General features: G+C 42.6%; 17 protein-coding genes and 1 tRNA gene. 9 read left to right on the forward strand and 9 right to left on the reverse strand.

All coding sequences use genetic code 11. The annotated features are described in order from the left end of the window. Window positions 1–23: 23 nt before the first annotated feature. A complete protein-coding gene (locus DYU05_RS04550) occupies window positions 24–2,387 on the reverse strand; it encodes an endonuclease MutS2 (protein ID WP_117381782.1) in 2,364 nt (787 codons plus the stop codon). Beyond that, window positions 2,368–2,745 (reverse strand): DUF4296 domain-containing protein, encoded by a 378-nt coding sequence (locus tag DYU05_RS04555; protein WP_117381783.1) that lies wholly within the window; start codon window positions 2,743–2,745, stop codon window positions 2,368–2,370. Before DYU05_RS04555 ends, DYU05_RS04550 begins: the two co-directional genes overlap by 20 nt. Before the next feature lie 43 nt (window positions 2,746–2,788). On the opposite strand from DYU05_RS04555, the gene DYU05_RS04560 reads away from it, so the two are divergent. The 4 genes from DYU05_RS04560 to DYU05_RS04575 are packed head-to-tail and all read left to right on the forward strand — an operon-like array spanning window position 2,789 to window position 6,038. Continuing rightward, the gene (locus tag DYU05_RS04560) at window positions 2,789–3,478 is read left to right on the forward strand and encodes a YggS family pyridoxal phosphate-dependent enzyme (RefSeq protein WP_117381784.1); all 690 of its coding nucleotides are present in this window, start codon (window positions 2,789–2,791) and stop codon (window positions 3,476–3,478) included. Between the two features lie 16 nt (window positions 3,479–3,494). Next, on the forward strand, window positions 3,495–3,977 hold the full coding sequence (locus DYU05_RS04565; RefSeq protein WP_117381785.1) for a GNAT family N-acetyltransferase: 483 nt from the start codon (window positions 3,495–3,497) through the stop codon (window positions 3,975–3,977). Then, window positions 3,977–4,795, forward strand: coding sequence for an RsiV family protein (locus DYU05_RS04570; protein ID WP_117381786.1), 819 nt, complete (start codon window positions 3,977–3,979; stop codon window positions 4,793–4,795). Before DYU05_RS04565 ends, DYU05_RS04570 begins: the two co-directional genes overlap by 1 nt. After that, window positions 4,782–6,038: an aspartate kinase gene (locus DYU05_RS04575; protein WP_117381787.1), complete on the forward strand. Its 1,257-nt coding sequence runs from the start codon at window positions 4,782–4,784 to the stop codon at window positions 6,036–6,038. Before DYU05_RS04570 ends, DYU05_RS04575 begins: the two co-directional genes overlap by 14 nt. Here the strand turns inward: DYU05_RS04575 and DYU05_RS04580 are convergent. Beyond that, on the reverse strand, window positions 6,031–6,735 hold the full coding sequence (locus DYU05_RS04580; RefSeq protein ID WP_117381788.1) for a DUF92 domain-containing protein: 705 nt from the start codon (window positions 6,733–6,735) through the stop codon (window positions 6,031–6,033). The two genes, DYU05_RS04575 and DYU05_RS04580, sit on opposite strands and share 8 nt — an antisense overlap. 66 nt (window positions 6,736–6,801) lie before the next feature. After that, entirely contained in the window at window positions 6,802–6,978 is a 177-nt protein-coding gene (locus DYU05_RS21015; protein WP_165851996.1) for a hypothetical protein, read from the reverse strand. A gap of 216 nt (window positions 6,979–7,194) precedes the next feature. On the opposite strand from DYU05_RS21015, the gene DYU05_RS04585 reads away from it, so the two are divergent. Then, the gene (locus tag DYU05_RS04585; RefSeq protein ID WP_117381789.1) at window positions 7,195–8,262 is read left to right on the forward strand and encodes a PAS domain-containing protein; all 1,068 of its coding nucleotides are present in this window, start codon (window positions 7,195–7,197) and stop codon (window positions 8,260–8,262) included. 9 nt (window positions 8,263–8,271) lie between these two features. Here the strand turns inward: DYU05_RS04585 and DYU05_RS04590 are convergent, their stop codons facing one another. From DYU05_RS04590 to DYU05_RS04595, 3 genes are all read right to left on the reverse strand, one after another. Then, complete coding sequence (locus tag DYU05_RS04590; protein WP_117381790.1) at window positions 8,272–10,557, reverse strand: PAS domain-containing sensor histidine kinase; 2,286 nt, start codon at window positions 10,555–10,557, stop codon at window positions 8,272–8,274. Window positions 10,558–10,805: 248 nt separating this feature from the next. Continuing rightward, window positions 10,806–10,979 carry a hypothetical protein gene (locus DYU05_RS21020; protein ID WP_165851997.1) on the reverse strand — a complete coding sequence of 58 codons (174 nt, stop codon included), beginning with the start codon at window positions 10,977–10,979 and terminating at the stop codon, window positions 10,806–10,808. Between the two features lie 37 nt (window positions 10,980–11,016). Further along, window positions 11,017–11,601 carry an NUDIX domain-containing protein gene (locus DYU05_RS04595; protein WP_117381791.1) on the reverse strand — a complete coding sequence of 195 codons (585 nt, stop codon included), beginning with the start codon at window positions 11,599–11,601 and terminating at the stop codon, window positions 11,017–11,019. 157 nt (window positions 11,602–11,758) lie between these two features. Here DYU05_RS04595 and DYU05_RS04600 point away from each other — a divergent pair, with 157 nt between their 5' ends. The 4 genes from DYU05_RS04600 to rnhA all read left to right on the forward strand — a co-directional run bounded on the left by DYU05_RS04600 (window position 11,759) and on the right by rnhA (window position 14,704). After that, window positions 11,759–12,883: an SPFH domain-containing protein gene (locus DYU05_RS04600; RefSeq protein ID WP_117381792.1), complete on the forward strand. Its 1,125-nt coding sequence runs from the start codon at window positions 11,759–11,761 to the stop codon at window positions 12,881–12,883. A 17-nt stretch (window positions 12,884–12,900) separates the two neighbouring features. Continuing rightward, complete coding sequence (locus tag DYU05_RS04605) at window positions 12,901–14,025, forward strand: hypothetical protein (RefSeq protein WP_117381793.1); 1,125 nt, start codon at window positions 12,901–12,903, stop codon at window positions 14,023–14,025. 97 nt (window positions 14,026–14,122) lie between these two features. After that, a tRNA-His gene (locus DYU05_RS04610) sits at window positions 14,123–14,196 on the forward strand. Window positions 14,197–14,248: 52 nt separating this feature from the next. Beyond that, window positions 14,249–14,704, forward strand: coding sequence for a ribonuclease HI (gene rnhA / locus DYU05_RS04615; RefSeq protein WP_117381794.1), 456 nt, complete (start codon window positions 14,249–14,251; stop codon window positions 14,702–14,704). A 1-nt stretch (window position 14,705) separates the two neighbouring features. On the opposite strand, the gene DYU05_RS04620 is transcribed toward rnhA, so the two are convergent. Together DYU05_RS04620 and DYU05_RS04625 are read right to left on the reverse strand one after the other, a co-directional pair. Next, window positions 14,706–15,197 (reverse strand): metallophosphoesterase family protein, encoded by a 492-nt coding sequence (locus tag DYU05_RS04620; protein ID WP_117381795.1) that lies wholly within the window; start codon window positions 15,195–15,197, stop codon window positions 14,706–14,708. Between the two features lie 10 nt (window positions 15,198–15,207). Continuing rightward, window positions 15,208–15,918, reverse strand: a complete 711-nt coding sequence (locus DYU05_RS04625) for a tRNA1(Val) (adenine(37)-N6)-methyltransferase (RefSeq protein ID WP_117381796.1) — start codon at window positions 15,916–15,918, stop codon at window positions 15,208–15,210. Window positions 15,919–15,931: the final 13 nt, after the last annotated feature.

The following is a 15,931-nucleotide window of genomic DNA, read 5'->3' on the forward strand; positions in this document are numbered from 1 at the left end:
TTTCTTGTTTGTAATAATACCATTTACTTTAAGTAAACGTAAGTAATACCGTCTCCACCCCTGTCCGGGTGCTCGTCCTCCATCCTGTCTACCTGTTCGTATTTTTTAAGGTATTGGCGTATCATTTTTCGCAGGATACCGTCGCCCTTGCCATGTAGTATTTTTAAGTTGCCGTAGCCCATCATCAATGCCCTGTCAAACAACTTTTCAATTGCATGCAGCGCATCTTCTGTGCGCATGCCGCGCACATCTATTTCGGGGCTAAAACTCGCTATATCCCCGGTAGAAACATTACTGCTCCGTCGCTGCTCTTTCGGCACTGCAGATCTGGAAACTTTTTCTACCCGCTTCTTTTTAACCACGGTGCGTAACTCGCCCATAGCCAGCACCACATTGTCTTTAATAACTTCCATCACCTGGCCCGTGGTGTCACTGTCTATCAATTTCACCCAGTCACCCGGCTTTATTTCTTCATCTACCTTTACTACAGTCTTTGGCTGCTCCGCTTTTATCGTGTTCTTCTTTACCTCAACATTCAGGGTATCACGCAGGGCTTTGGTAACCTCCTTATCGGCATTACTGCTTTTTATCTCAGCGATAGTATTCTCAACTAAACGGTTAGCATTTAAAATGATATCTTTTGCCTCCTGCTTAGCTTCACGAATGAGGTTCTTCCGGTTCTCATCCAAAAAAGTTTTCAGTTCCTCGTTCTCTGCAAGCAGCGTATTAACACGCTGCTGTTGTTTGTTAAGCTTTTGTTTCGTATCAATAATTTCCTTCTTCTCACGCTCAAGATCAACCAGCAGGCTGTCTACTTTTTTTTGACCGGCGCTTATCTTGTTTCGTGCAAGGTTTAATACGTTTTGCGGCAGGCCAATCTTTTGGGCAATCTCAAATGCATAAGAACTGCCTGGTTTACCTACTTCCAGCATGTACAGCGGCTGCATTTCCGTATTATTAAACAGCATAGAGGCATTCTCAATACCTTCGGTATTGCTGGCAAATATTTTCAAGTTAGAGTAGTGAGTTGTTACCATTCCCCTTACCTTTTTATGGTTCAGGGCTTCTAATACCGCTTCAGCAATGGGGCCGCCAAACTGTGGGTCGGTACCCGTACCAAATTCGTCTATGAGTACCATAGTTTTGCCGTTGGCATTCTCTACAAAGTTCTTCATTTTGGAAAGATGCGCACTGTAGGTACTCAGGTCACTCTCTATCGACTGATCATCGCCTATGTCAACAAACAGCTGCTTAAAAACACCTGCAACACTGTCTGCGCTTGCAGGTATAAGTAACCCTGCCTGTACCATCATTTGCAGTAAGCCAACTGTTTTCATACACACTGATTTTCCGCCCGCATTAGGCCCCGAAACAACTATTATACGTGTGCCGTCGTCTATTGACATGTTAAGCGGCACTACAGTCTTCTGTTCCTTTTTAAAGTTAAGATACAGCAGCGGGTGCCGGGCGTTAAACAACTTCAGCTTTGCTTCGTTCACTACCTTGGGCATTTCAGCTTCGATGTCAATGGCGAATAATGCCTTTGCCCGTACAAAGTCTAATTTAGTAAGTAAACCATGATAAGATAACAGCAGTGGAACATACGGCCGCAGTTCATCTGTAAGAGCCGTAAATATTTTGATGATCTCCCTGCGGCGGTCAAATTCCAGGTCTCGTATACGATTGTTAAGGGTAAAAACCTCTTCGGGTTCCAGGTAAACTGTTTGCCCGGAAGCAGATTCGTCATGAACAAAGCCCTTCACCTTGCGCTTATTTTCGGCAAGCATAGGTATACATAATCTGCCGTCGCGTATAGTCAGCGAGCCGTCTGCTGTCCAGTTGTTGGCCGCGGCATTCTTAAATATCTGGTCTATTTTACGGCGTGCCTCCTGTTCGGCTTTCGCGATACCACTAGTTATCTCCAGCAACTCGCGTGAAGCATTATGGCGTATTTTGCCTTTCGGATCAATTACCTGGTCTATTTTCCTGATGATAGCCTTTTCTATCGGCAGATGTTCAAACAACGCCTCCAGATTAGGGTATACCCCGACACGCTCATTGAAGTAAGCTATGACACCAAACACTGTAGTTAATGATGCCTGTACCTGGAAGAATTCCTCCTCGGATAGGAAAGCGCCTTCTATCCTGGCCTTATTGGCCAGCGACTTAATATCGTAAAAGTGGTTTATTGGCAGCGCGTCATCGTTCTGCAGTATGTTCTTAAATTCGTTTGCCTGGTTCAGGAATTTCACTACCTGGTCGTAATTGGTCATTACACCAATCTTATCAACCATTTGCTGCCCCATAACGCTGAGGCAGTGTGTTTTTATCAGTTCCTTTATTTCAGTAAAACCCAGTTTATCGGCACTATTGGGCGGGTAGAGCATTTTTTACTTTTGAGTTGTTGCTTTTCGTTAACGAATCTACCTTGGCCTTAACGTTAGCAGCAATTTTATCGTACATCTCTGTTAATTGTACAGGTTGCTTACTATAGTAGCGAAGGCTTGCGGTGAATTGTCCACTGGTAATGTGGTGTTTTTTAAATAACGCGCTATACTTTTCCGCACCATACTTGTACAAGCTATCAGGAATTTGCGGCACTACATAAAGGCTGCCATCGGCAATGTGCATGTCGGTAAGTACATTTACCATCCGGTTTTCTGAAAGTATTCCTGTTGGGGTATCTTCTTTACAGGCACTCAAAAATACCAATACTGAAAAAAACACAATGATATGTTTATGCATTACGTAATTTAGCGGCGTTTATAAAGTACAAAAATACGCATAAATGAGCATTACAGATAATATCCGCGCCTTAAAAAAAGAAACGGACGGCATTGGTGTTACGTTACTGGCTGTATCAAAAACAAAGCCCAATGAAGATATCCTGGAGGCCTACAATGCAGGGCAACGCCTGTTTGGTGAGAACACAGTGCAGGAACTTACCGAAAAGTATGAAGCTTTGCCGAAGGATATAGAATGGCATTTGATAGGTCATCTGCAAACCAACAAGGTAAAGTACATAGCATCTTTTATAAGTATGATTGAATCTGTAGACAGCATTAAGCTGCTACAGGAGATTAATAAACATGCCCTTAAACATAAACGTGTGATAGATTGCTTGCTGCAGATATACATCGCCGATGAAGAAACCAAGTATGGCCTGGGTTTTGACGAAGCTATAGAACTGCTGCGGAGTGAAGAATTTGCTGCATTAACCAATGTGCGTATACGTGGGCTAATGGGAATAGCCACTAATACAGACGCAGAGCGGCAGATAAAGGAAGAATACTACGAGTTGAAGACTTTTTTTGACGGTGTTAAGGTTAGTTTTTTCCGCAAGGAAGATTCGTTTAATATTGTGTCGATGGGCATGTCGTCTGATTACAAGTTAGCCATTGAGCAAGGCAGTAACCTGGTGAGGTTAGGAAGTACCATATTTGGAAGCCGCGTAATAAAGCACTGGAAAAATAATTAATTGATATTATCATATCATGAGTGAACAAAAAACCAGCCCTCTCCGCATAGCGGTTAAAGAAGATTGCCCGCGATTGCTTGAACTTGTACATGAACTGGCACTGTTTGAACGCGCGCCTGAAGAAGTTACCATTACACTGCAGGAATTTGAAGAAGCCGGTTTTGGCAGCAAACCTGTTTGGAAAGCTTTTGTTGTAGAAGTGGACGGGATAATAGTTGGATTTGCGATGTATTACATTCGCTTTTCTACCTGGAAGGGCCAGCGTTTGTATCTTGAAGACCTGATCATAACGGAGGCTTACCGCAGCAAGGGTTTTGGCAAGCTACTGTTTGACCGGCTGATACAGGAAACCCGCGAACTGGGCTTTAACGGTATGGTTTGGCAGGTGCTTGACTGGAACGAACCGGCTATTAATTTTTACCGAAAATACGAAGCGAGTATAGAAGCCGGATGGCTAAACGCATCGCTTTCTAAAGAGCAGGTTTTAAATTTGATGTAATGAGAATATTGTTTTGGGTGTGTACATTGTTGATTGTTTTTTCATCGTGTCAGTTTGGAACTGAACGCCGGCGAGATCGGCCGGATATTTTTAAAGACACCCTCACTTATACATACAAGACTATTCATGAGCGGGCGACCGACTGCGGTAACAAGGCAGATAGTGCATGCACGGTGGTGAATGTGAAATACCCTTTTTTCAAGAATGCCCCATTGTTGAATGACACCATAGAGGCAAAGGGCGCCAAGATGTTTATGGTTGGCGAAAACGCAGCTACCTCTTTACATGCATTGACAAAAAATTTCCTGCAATTATACATGAACGATGTTGCACCGAAAAACAAGTCTAATGTAATTTACAGGCTTGATATAAATGTTAACCTAGTGCAACAGGATTCGGCATTGCTGGCTCTGCAGCTTACGGGCAGCATCTTCCAAGGTGGCGCACACGGCGGCACCTACATTGGTTTTATCAACTGGAATCCTAAAACAAAAAGCGAAATATTACTAAAGGACATACTGGTAGATGGCTACCAGGATAAGCTGACCCATGTGGCCGACAGCATCTTCAGAAAAGACGAAAAGCTAAAGGATACCTCTTCACTCGCAAGAGATTACTTTTTCAAGGACGATAGGTTCGCGCTCAACAATAACTTCTCACTTACGCCGGTTGGCATTCGGTTCATGTATAACGAATACGAAATTAAGCCTTACGCAGCGGGGCAAACAGAGTTGCTAATTCCTTACGACAAGATAAAAGAGCTGATAATACCTAAATCTGTCATAGCTAGATACATAAAGAACGATGTTGGTATTTAAATTCGGGGGCGCGTCGGTAAAGGATGCTGCCGGTGTTATAAACCTGGGCAAAGTGGTAAACAGCTATGCCGGCAATAAAATACTTGTGGTTGTATCCGCTATGGGCAAAACCACCAATGCGTTAGAACGGCTTACAACCGCTTACGTAAATCAACAAGACGACTTGAATCAGATCTTTGATGAGATCAAAGAATACCATTATAGCATATTATCTTCACTTTTCGCACCTGGGCATTCGGTTTATGACGAAGTAGCGAATACTTTTGTTGAGATAGATTGGGCCATTGAAGATGAACCGCACGACGACTTTGATTTTATATATGATCAAATCGTTTCTATCGGCGAATTGGTTTCTACCCGCATCGTAAATGCCTGGTTCAACCAGGAAGGCATTGCAAGCAAATGTCTGGATGTACGCAGTTACATCCATACTGATAATACTTATCGTGAAGGTGTTGTAGACTGGGATAAGACACGTGAAAGCATACAAAAAGACGTACCTGCTTTACTGGAGAAAAGCATTGTGGTTACTCAAGGTTTTTTAGGCGGCACATCAGAAAACTTCACCACAACATTGGGCCGTGAAGGTTCTGACTACACGGCATCTATTTTCGCCAACTGCCTGGGTGCAGAATCTGTAACCACTTGGAAAGACGTACCCGGTATCCTCAATGCCGACCCTAAATATTTTACTGATACTATAAAGTTTGATGAGTTAAGCTACCAGGAAGCGATAGAGATGACCTACTACGGTGCCAGCGTTATCCATCCAAAAACAATAAAGCCACTGCAGAATGCTAAAATACCGCTGCTGGTAAAGCCATTTAGTGATCCTTCGGCTCCAGGTACTATTATAAGGGAAGGCGCTGTAAATGCATTTACCAAGCCAGTAATAATAGTTAAGCAAAAGCAGGTATTGCTATCCATATCTACAAACGATTATTCGTTTATATCTGAGGTACATCTAAGCGAGATCTTTGGAGTTTTTGCCGAAAATCAAGTTAAAGTAAACCTGATGCAGACTTCTGCTTTGAGTTTCACTGCATGTATAGACTATTCACTAGATAGATTCACAAAGCTATTGGCAACACTTAAACAATCCTTCAAAGTAAAGTACAATGACGAGCTTACGCTGATCACACTAAGGCATTATACCGATAGTTCTTTGTTGGAAATTACCAGCGGTAAAACAGTGTTGATGAAGCAAACCAACAGGAACACCGCGCAGGTAGTAATTAAATAATCACCAACAACCACGCTATAAAGGCCGCAAAGGCGGTATTCAGGAAATTTACCATATTGTTGCTGAGATAGCCTTTACGTTCAAGCGCAGCTCCCAATAAAGAGTTCATAAGGTTACCTGCAGTACCTGCAATAACAATAACTATTGCGTGCGCTGCTGCCCCACCGTAACTAGCAAAAACAACCGCGATGGCAGCCGCTCCGGCAACACCTATAAGGGTACCCTCTAAACTTATTACTCCATCTCTGCCCCTTTCGTCGGGCTTGAACGTAATAACGTTATAAAACCGCTTTCCGTAAACGGTGCCTAATTCAGACGATAACGTATCCGCTGTTGCCGATGCCATTGCAGCCGCCATGATAACAAAATACGGAGTAAGAGATGGTACAAACAGGTTAAACAAGCCCATTATTGCAGCAACGCCTCCGTTTGCCACTACCTGGTATGCGTCTCTTTTTTCCTGATGTGTATCTTTAATCGCAGCCGCCTTTTTCCTTTTCTGCCATGAGGTTGCAACTGTCGCCATAACAAAAAACACAGCAAGAATACTGACACCAGGAACCAAGAAACCTAAATACAAACATATTGCTACCGTGGCTCCGGTAAAACTACCGGCAAGCGTGAGCTTACGGGTTTTGTAGACAGCAGTCGTAGCTCCAATCAGTATGGCAGAAAAGATGATGTCGCGTTGATACATTAAGTTACGTTACTACAAACATAACATCATACAAACTAAAAAGCCCCATTCAGGGGCCTTGTTTTGTTATTTTTTACGTTGCGGCTGATGAGCTCCGTCTCTGCTGGAAGTTTGATCCGACCGTTGTGCGCCTCCGTTGCTAATGCCGGTTTGTTGCTGTTTTTGCTTTTGATCTGTAAATGCACGATCGGCCTTGGTACTGCCCTGTCCATTGTTGTTATTCGTAATATCCTGAGCTTTCATAACAATAAGTTTAGTTAACAATTATTTACATAATCTTTTGTACAATAACCGTACCGCACGTATTTTAACTATTAGAACATTCGCATTATCTAAAACATCTAATTTTCAAATATTAACAACTATAAATGCAAGCGGTAGCTAATTAGTTTATATTTATGAAGGTATTATGTTCCCCGGTTGTACCATGTTGAAATTGAACAAGTAATAGAATAACCGATGCTCAGTCACTCCGCCCTAAACTCTATTTTTTCGCTTATTCCGTTACCATGCTTAATCCTTTTGCCTAATGAGCCGGTATTTACCATTGCTGAAGTTAACGATGCTTATTTAAAAGGATTAAATCTTTCGAAAGAAGACCTTGTGGGACAAAGTTTTTTTGAATACTTCATCAATTTTGAGGGAAAAGACATGAGTGATGATCTTTGCGCCTTGCAAAGGGTATTATCAACCAAAGAAGCTACTGAAACTGGGATAAATAGTTACAACTTCAAAAATTTAATTTCCGGAGAACCACACATCAGGTATTTTAAAGCCGCAAACTTACCTATAATGGACGCGACCGGCGAAGTAGCTTATATCATTCATACCGTTACAGAGGAAACAGAAACGATAGCTATTAAAGCCGCGCAAGAAAGCGTCCAACAGAACTTAGAGGAAGCCTCGTTGTTGATGACGCAAGGACAGGAACTGGCAAATTTTGGTAATTGGCAATGGGACATTAACCAAAATATTGTAACCTGGAGCGAGACGTTATACAACATCTATGGCCTCAATAAACAAACATTCAAGGCGACATTTGAGGGATATCTTGATTTGCTGCACCGGGATGACAGAGAACGTGTTTACAACCTTATTACCAGCGTACTGCACACCCAAAAAGACTCGGTTTTTGAAGAACGTATAGTAAGACCCAACGGCGAAATCAGATATCTGAAGAGTTGGGGGAAAGTTCAAACTGATGAACAAGGTAACCCGCTGAAGATGATAGGCGCATGCCTGGACATCACTGAAGCGAAACTGGCCGAAGAACAACTTAAGGTGCAAATAAATGCAATAGAAACACAGCACAAGCACTTACAGGATATTTCGTGGATACAGTCACATGTCGTCAGAGCACCATTAGCCCGAATTCTGGGCCTTATTGAGTTATTTAAAAACTACAATGCAGATGAACTGGATAAGACAGACCTGCTGGATAAAATAGCCACCTCAGCAAGGGAATTGGATAGCGTAATAACTACAATTACGAACAAAACCGAGGAGCAAGTAGCTCCTACTCAATAAAGCTAATCTCTAGCTGTTTAACGGAAACTCGAGTTTAAATTCCGCGCCATGGTTTAGCTTGCTGCTTACGCTTATTTTTCCACCCAACCTCTCAGTTTGCATTTTTACCATAAACAACCCCATACCCTTACCTTCAACACTCAGGTCAAAGCGTTTGTATAAACCAAAAATGTTTTGGCCGTTACGCTCCATATCTATACCCCTGCCGTTATCCTTAAAAACTATACAAACCTTGTTGTTCTCCAGTTTAGAGGTTATATTTATTATAGGATCTAAACCTGGTAACGAATACTTGATACTGTTAATAATCAAATTTTGAAATATACTGTACAGGTAACTTTTCAAACTACTTAACTGGCTTATGCTATTAAAATCGCAATTTATAGTAGCATTGTTTTTGCTGATTAATTGGCCATTAACATCTTTAACTTCGTCCACCAGCATCGGTAAGGATACTGCTTCCAAGGTGTCGTTAGACGCATTACCGGTTTGCAGAATATTATTCAGGTCGATAATAACTTTGTCCAGGTTGTAAACCGACGCCGACAGAGCTTTTAGCTCGGCGGCACATTCCTTATCACTCTCCTCGGCTTCTAACTGCAGCAAATCCGTTAATCCTTTAATGTTGGCTACCGGCGCTCTCAAGTTATGAGATACAATATAGGTAAACTGCTCCAGGTCTTTGTTACGTTGAATAAGGTCGGCTGTCATGCGATCACGTTCCAGGTCTGCCTGCTTTTTGTCAGTAATATTTTTCATGGTCAGGATTATCCCTACGGGCTCATCTTCCTTATTCAACACGCTTACCCAACGCGCTTCATACCATGCTGTGTTGTTATCGCCTAACGAGTAAGGGACTTCATAAGTTATTGCCTGTTGATTGCGCAGTTGCTTCATTATGTGCTTTATGTCTGTTAGCCGTTCAGGCGGACTGTAGTAAAAAGCTGATTGCCCAATTTCAAGCTCTCTTTTGAAGTAAATTTTTGAGAGTTCTCTTGCATTGTTGTTAAATGAGAGCAACTTCGCTTCCATATCGAACAAAATTATAGCAAGGTCTGTATTTTCGAAAACTGACCGTAAGTTCGATTCTGATCGTAGTAACGAGGCTTCTGCCTTCTTGCGTTTAGAAATGTCTCGTATAAAAATAGACAGGCCGGTTGCTGATGGGTAAACATGGTTCTCCTGCCACAGTTTTAAAGGTGGATAGTAATCTTCCTTAACCACATAACACTGCTTATTCAACGCCTCATAGAAAGCTTTATAGGTATCTGATCCAACTGCATCAGGGTATAAGTCCCACATGTTCTTACCTATCAATGAAGCGGGTTCACAGCCCAGCATTTCACCTATCTTTCTATTAGCGTAAGTATAATTAAAGTTCTTATCCACAGCAATAAAGCCATCGGTGATGCTATGAAGTATATCCTCGATTTGTTTGTTCTGCTCTTTGATCTGCTCTTCGGCTTCCACCTTTTTCGTAACATCTCTAAAGTTACATACTACGGCATTTATATCAGGGTCGTTCAACTTGTTGGTGTACATGCATTCTACCCAAAAATAATGCCCTTGCTTGTGCCTGGCTCTATATGTGCTTATTACCGTCAAGTCCGGTTGTTGAAGAACATTGTTAAATGCCTCTCTAACACTTGCAATATCTTCCTGATGTACAAAATCTTCTATTGGTTTTAGAGTACGTTCTTCATTTCCCCACCCAGTAATCCGCATTGCAGATAAACTCCGATAAAACAAGTTGAAGTGACTGTCAAATAACGAAATACCATCCGTGCTATTCTCAATCAGTTTCCTAAACCGTCTCTCTGTAGCAACAACTTTTTCGGTCTTTATGTCTACACGTCGTTCCAACTCAGCATTTATGAGTGCCCTCTGGTCGTCATTAAGTTTCTTGGCAGTAACATCGCGGGTTACTTTGGCAAACCCCGCCAAATAGCCGTTATCATCATATAATGCGGTAAATACCACATTGGCCCAAAATTTAGATCCATCCTTTTTTAGACGCCAACCCTCTGTTTCGAAAGTGGTGTTTTTGAGCGTTGCGTTAAGGTTTTTCCCGGGAATGTTCTTTCTACGGTCCTCGTCTGTATAGAACATCGATATGTGACTGCCAATTGCTTCATCAGCATTGTAGCCCTTTATTTTTTCCGCGCCCTGATTCCAGGTAAGAATGCATCCGTTTACATCCATCATAAAAATGGCGTAACCCTCAACACGTGATATCAGTAATTGAAGTAATTTCTCATCAATAAGAGTTAACGATAACCCCATAGGCTTAGGCATAATACTTGATTCGACAGGTTTAGATTTGGATGTTCTAAACTAAGCTATATTATGCATTTAACCAAGTGCAACTATCGTTTAAATTAACATACTTACAAATGATGTTTTTTAGACGAAATTTTAGGAGGCTGTGGTTTGATCAACAGGACTGTATCTAAACCGAACCTTATGGATATCAGTGTCAATAAAGTAAACGCCATAATGAATAGATAGCTATTTATTTTAAATAACGGTAGATAGCTATCTGTTTATTTACACACTACAGTTTTAACAGGCATAGGTAAGGTTTGCGCACGTGACTGCTGGTTACATTTACCCAGCGCAACCCATATTAAAATAAATATGATAACGGTAGAAAAACACCCGCCGCCTAATTTTTTTGCACCGTAAGCTGCTATTATGCCTCTGAAGAAATTATTCATCGTTTATAATTTAGTTAATTAACAACAAGTGGAAATTTTAGTTTGCCAGACCCCTTGTTAAAAAATAGTGCTGTAGCAGCATCATTGTTTTTGCATCCCTGAACTCGCCCGCGAAAAGTTTAGTTTTAGCGTCGTTAAAACTCATTTCTACAATCTCAATATCTTCCCCTTCATTCTCCAGCCCGCCACCTTGTTCCTTTTCGCCATTGCTGTTGTAAATGGCCGTGAAGAGATAGATATATTCCGTAATACCACCTGCCGAAGAGTAGACGCCTGTATAGCGGGTAAGCTCCTTTATATCATACCCTGTTTCTTCTTTTACTTCTCGGTATGCAGCTTGTTCAGGTGTTTCACCCTCATCTATAAGCCCGGCGCAAGACTCCAGAAGGTAGCCAGTTTCGCTACCATTTAGAAAAGTTGGCAGCCTAAACTGCTTGGTAAACAAAAACTTTTGCTCTTCTTCATCAACAAGAAGCACGGTGACAGCGTCTGGCCGAAAGTACACCTCGTTTTCTTGGTGGTGCATCTCTCCTTTCAGGCTAGGTTTTTCAAACAACACACGCTCCAAACGGTATTTTTGATCACTTAAGAGGGTACGTTCAAGAATTTGGATTGTTGACATCGATATATTTTAATTAAATACATCTCTTAAAACGAAATGTTCTCAACCTATATCCTTGTTATATTGTCGTCGTTAAAAGCTTTTCAGATTAAATTGAAAAAACAGTAACAATAAAGTGGTATTTTAATCATATTTAAGAACAAATAGATTTATAAAAATGGGATTGTTAAGCCGATTATTAAACGAGTTTATTGATGTAATTGAATGGGTAGATTCCACGCAAAACACTTTAGTTTGGAAGTTTCCACGAGAAGGTAACGCCATTAAAATGGGTGCAAAACTCACCGTTCGTGAATCTCAAGTGGCAGTTTTCATGAATGAGGGGCAAATAGTAGACGTATTTACCCCCGGGCTTTACACGCTTGATACCGAGAACATGCCGCTGCTCACTACCCTTATGAGCTGGCCATATGGCTTTAAAAGCCCTTTTAAGGCTGATGTATATTTTGTTAGCACCAGGCAATTCACTAACCAAAAATGGGGTACTAAAAATCCCGTGATGATACGCGATGCCGAGTTTGGGCCGGTAAGGTTACGCGCTTACGGTTCGTTCAACTTTAAGGTAGATGACGCGAAAACCTTTCTTAAGCAAATATCTGCAACCAACCCGGAGTTTGTTGTAGATGACATACACGAGCAGTTGCGAAACGTTGTGGTATCACGCGGTATGGATGCAGTTGCCGCTTCAAAAATAAGCATACTTGACCTTGCCGCGAACTACGACGAAGTGAGCGGATTAATTGCTACTAATATAAAGCCGGACTTTACTGAACTGGGCCTTAGTCTCACCAAAATGCTGGTAGAGAATATATCTATGCCACCTGAAGTGGAGCAAGTACTGGATAAACGCAGCAGCATGGGGATAATCGGCAATTTAGGCGCTTACGCGCAATACCAGGCCGCTAACGCCATTGAGAAGTCTGCAGAGAACAGCATCGGAGGCAACCTGGGTGCTGCGGGTATGGGGCTTGGAGTGGGCGCAGCCATGATGGGTCAGATAGGAAACGTGTTTAAACAGGGCCAGTACGACCCGAATACCACTGAAGTGAACACAGGAGATATGCCTCCACCATTGCAAGCATCTACACAGTACTTTATTGTTAAAGATGGTAAGCAGGATGGGCCACACACTCTGGCGGTTTTGGAAAACCTGGTGAGCCAGCATACGCTTACCGGCGAGACATTAGTGTGGACCAAAGGCATGTCAGCCTGGGCAAAAGCTTCAAACGTGGCTGAAATTGCAGAGTTAATGAACAGCCAGCCACCTCCATTTCCGTTATAAACTGCATTGCATTATACATGGACAAACTGGAAATACCATCAGCTATAAATAATTCCCTTAGCTGCAAAAATTGCGGTGCACTGCTTCATTTTGCACCTGGCACACATGAACTCAAGTGCGATTACTGTGGCGAAAGCAATATCATCGAAAAAGATGATGAACAACAGATTATAAGTTATGACTACGATGAGTATGTTGCGAGCATAAGTACCGGTAAACATACTGGCCACTTAAAAGTGGTAAAATGCAACGGCTGCGGTTCGCAAAGTTTGCTGGACGAGTTTGTTACAGCAGATACCTGCGCGTTTTGTACTGCCCCGCTGGTGCTGGACATTGCAGCAGGACAAGAATATGTTACACCCCATTACGTTCTCCCCTTTCATGTAACGGAGAAGGAAGCTATAGACCTTTTTAAGAAGTGGATCCGCAGCTTATGGTGGTCGCCAAATGATCTGAAGAAAAAGCTTGTGCAAAGTAACGCCCGTTTAAAGGGCATTTACATACCGCATTGGGCTTATGATGCCGATACTGTAACCCGTTACACCGGCGAACGTGGCGACTACTACTATACAACTGAAACTTACACCGAAACAGTAAACGGTAAAACTGAAACACGTACCAGGCAGGTAAGGCATACCAGATGGTCTTACGCGTCGGGAACTGTTTACTGTACGTTTAAGGATGAGACAATCCCGGCAAGCCGGTCGTTACCGGAAAAGACTTTGGTTGATCTTGGCCCCTGGAACTTTGGCATGCTGGTAAAGTTTGATGAACGTTACATGAGTGGTTTCCGCTCCGAAACTTACCAGGTAACCCCGCAGGAAGGTTTTATTAAAATGACTGAGGCCATTCACCCACGCATTTTGGATGCTGTACGGGATGACATCGGTGGCGACGAGCAGCGTGTTGACAGCACCGACAGCAAATACAATAATAAAGGTATAAAGTATACCATGCTGCCTGTATGGATGAGTGCTTATAAGTACAAGGAAAAGATCTTTCAGTTTAAAATAAATGCCAGCACTGGTGAGGTAATTGGCGAACGTCCTTTAAGCATTATAAAGATCGTACTGGCTATATTGCTAGCTGTAGCACTAATAGTCGGGGGCATTTTCCTGTATAATTCACAACAACAGGCGTAAACCGTGTTGTAACTAATTCTGCAAATGATAGTTACTGTTATTTTAAAAAAGCCTTTGCAAAGCATTTGTAAATTTCTATTTTTGCAATCCCAACACGGTAGATGTAGCTCAGTTGGTTAGAGCATCGGTTTGTGGTACCGAGGGTCGTGGGTTCGAGCCCCATCATTTACCCTTAAAGTCCTGGTAGTTTTGCCGGGACTTTTTTGTTTAACAATATTTAGGAATGATCGAGATCTATACAGACGGTGCATCAAGCGGGAACCCGGGTCCGGGTGGTTACGGCGTGATCTTAAGATCTGGCAACCACTATAAAGAATTGAGCGCGGGGTTCCGTAAAACCACCAACAACCGTATGGAACTGCTGGCAGTGATCACCGGGCTGGAAGCGCTGAAGAGCCCTAATCAAAATGTAACCATCTTCTCCGATTCTAAATACGTTATTGATGCCATTGAAAAACGATGGGTAAATGGCTGGCTGGCTAAAGGGTTTGCCGGCAAGAAAAACAAAGATTTGTGGCTTAGGTACCTTTCTGTAGCCAAATTGCACAACGTAAAATTTGTATGGGTGCGCGGCCATAATGGGCATCCGGAAAACGAACGCTGCGATCAGCTTGCAGTAGCTGCAGGCAAACAAAAGGACCTGCTAATCGACTCGGTATTTGAAATGGAGAACCGATAGCCTACTTTCCGCCTAGTTCAATAACTTCCAAGCCGGTTATTTTATCTTCATTGATATTAAAGCGCATTAAGGTTCGCACCTTATGCCAGCCTTGTTTACCTGCTGCACCAGGGTTCAGGTGCAGGCAGCTGATCTTTTTATCATAGATCACCTTTAAAATATGCGAGTGCCCGCTAATGAATAATTGCGGCGGGTTAAGGTAGATGTCCTTTTTAACAGCAGGCGCGTACCTATCAGGATACCCCCCAATATGCGTCATCCATACATCTACATTCTCACATTTAAAGCGCAGGTTTTCCGGATAAACCTGCCGCAGGTCGGCACTGTCTATATTGCCATATACACCTTTTAGCGGTTTAAAAGCAGCTAGTTGATCGGCTAATTGCAACGATCCAAAATCGCCCGCATGCCATATCTCGTCGCATGATTCAAAATGTTTATACACCGCTTCATCCAAATAATTGTGGGTGTCTGATGTAAGGCCTATCCGCATTTGTGAATAATTAAAATATTGTCAGAAAATTTTTCAACGTGTCCCGGTATTCTGTCGAATAAACCTTCTGCTGTTCGTATATTGTGAGTTCAGCCTCTGTTACTACATTGGTTAGTTTGCCAAACGTAACTATCTCACGATGCGGTTGCGACTGCGGGAATGAGCTGATGTAGGTAATCGCTTGCAGGTGCAAACCCTTTGCCAGGAACAGGTCATTCACCAGGTCAGCAATCTCTGGCGGCAGCACCATTGTACAGCTTCCATCCTGCGTTAGGTGATCCGCCACGCTACTAACCAACTTTTCAAAAAAACCTTCATCGGTATGCCTCGCCATGCTCTTTTGAGCTCCTTTGGACGCTAGTGAATTCAGAAAAAAAGGAGGGTTAGAAACAATCAGATCATATCTGGTTTGATTATCACTGTTTAAATGCTCCTCAAAACTCATCGGGAATATGCTAAGTCGATCCCTGAAATCAGACTTTTCGAAGTTTTCCCCCGCTGTTTTAGCTGCCGATACATCAATATCAACGGCATCAACCCTCGCAGTAGGAAACCGTTGCGCCAGCATCAAAGCAACGACACCGGTACCCGTACCAATGTCTAAGATGCTTTCGGGCGTACCCTCTCCTGCTATGGCTCCCAGTAAAACTCCGTCGGTGTTTACCTTCATGGCACAGCCGGCCTGGTTTATACCGAATTGTTTAAACCGGAATATATCCATCAATTAATTTGCC

The sequence above is a fragment of the Mucilaginibacter terrenus genome (genome assembly GCF_003432065.1).
Taxonomy (GTDB): Bacteria; Bacteroidota; Bacteroidia; order Sphingobacteriales; family Sphingobacteriaceae; genus Mucilaginibacter; species Mucilaginibacter terrenus.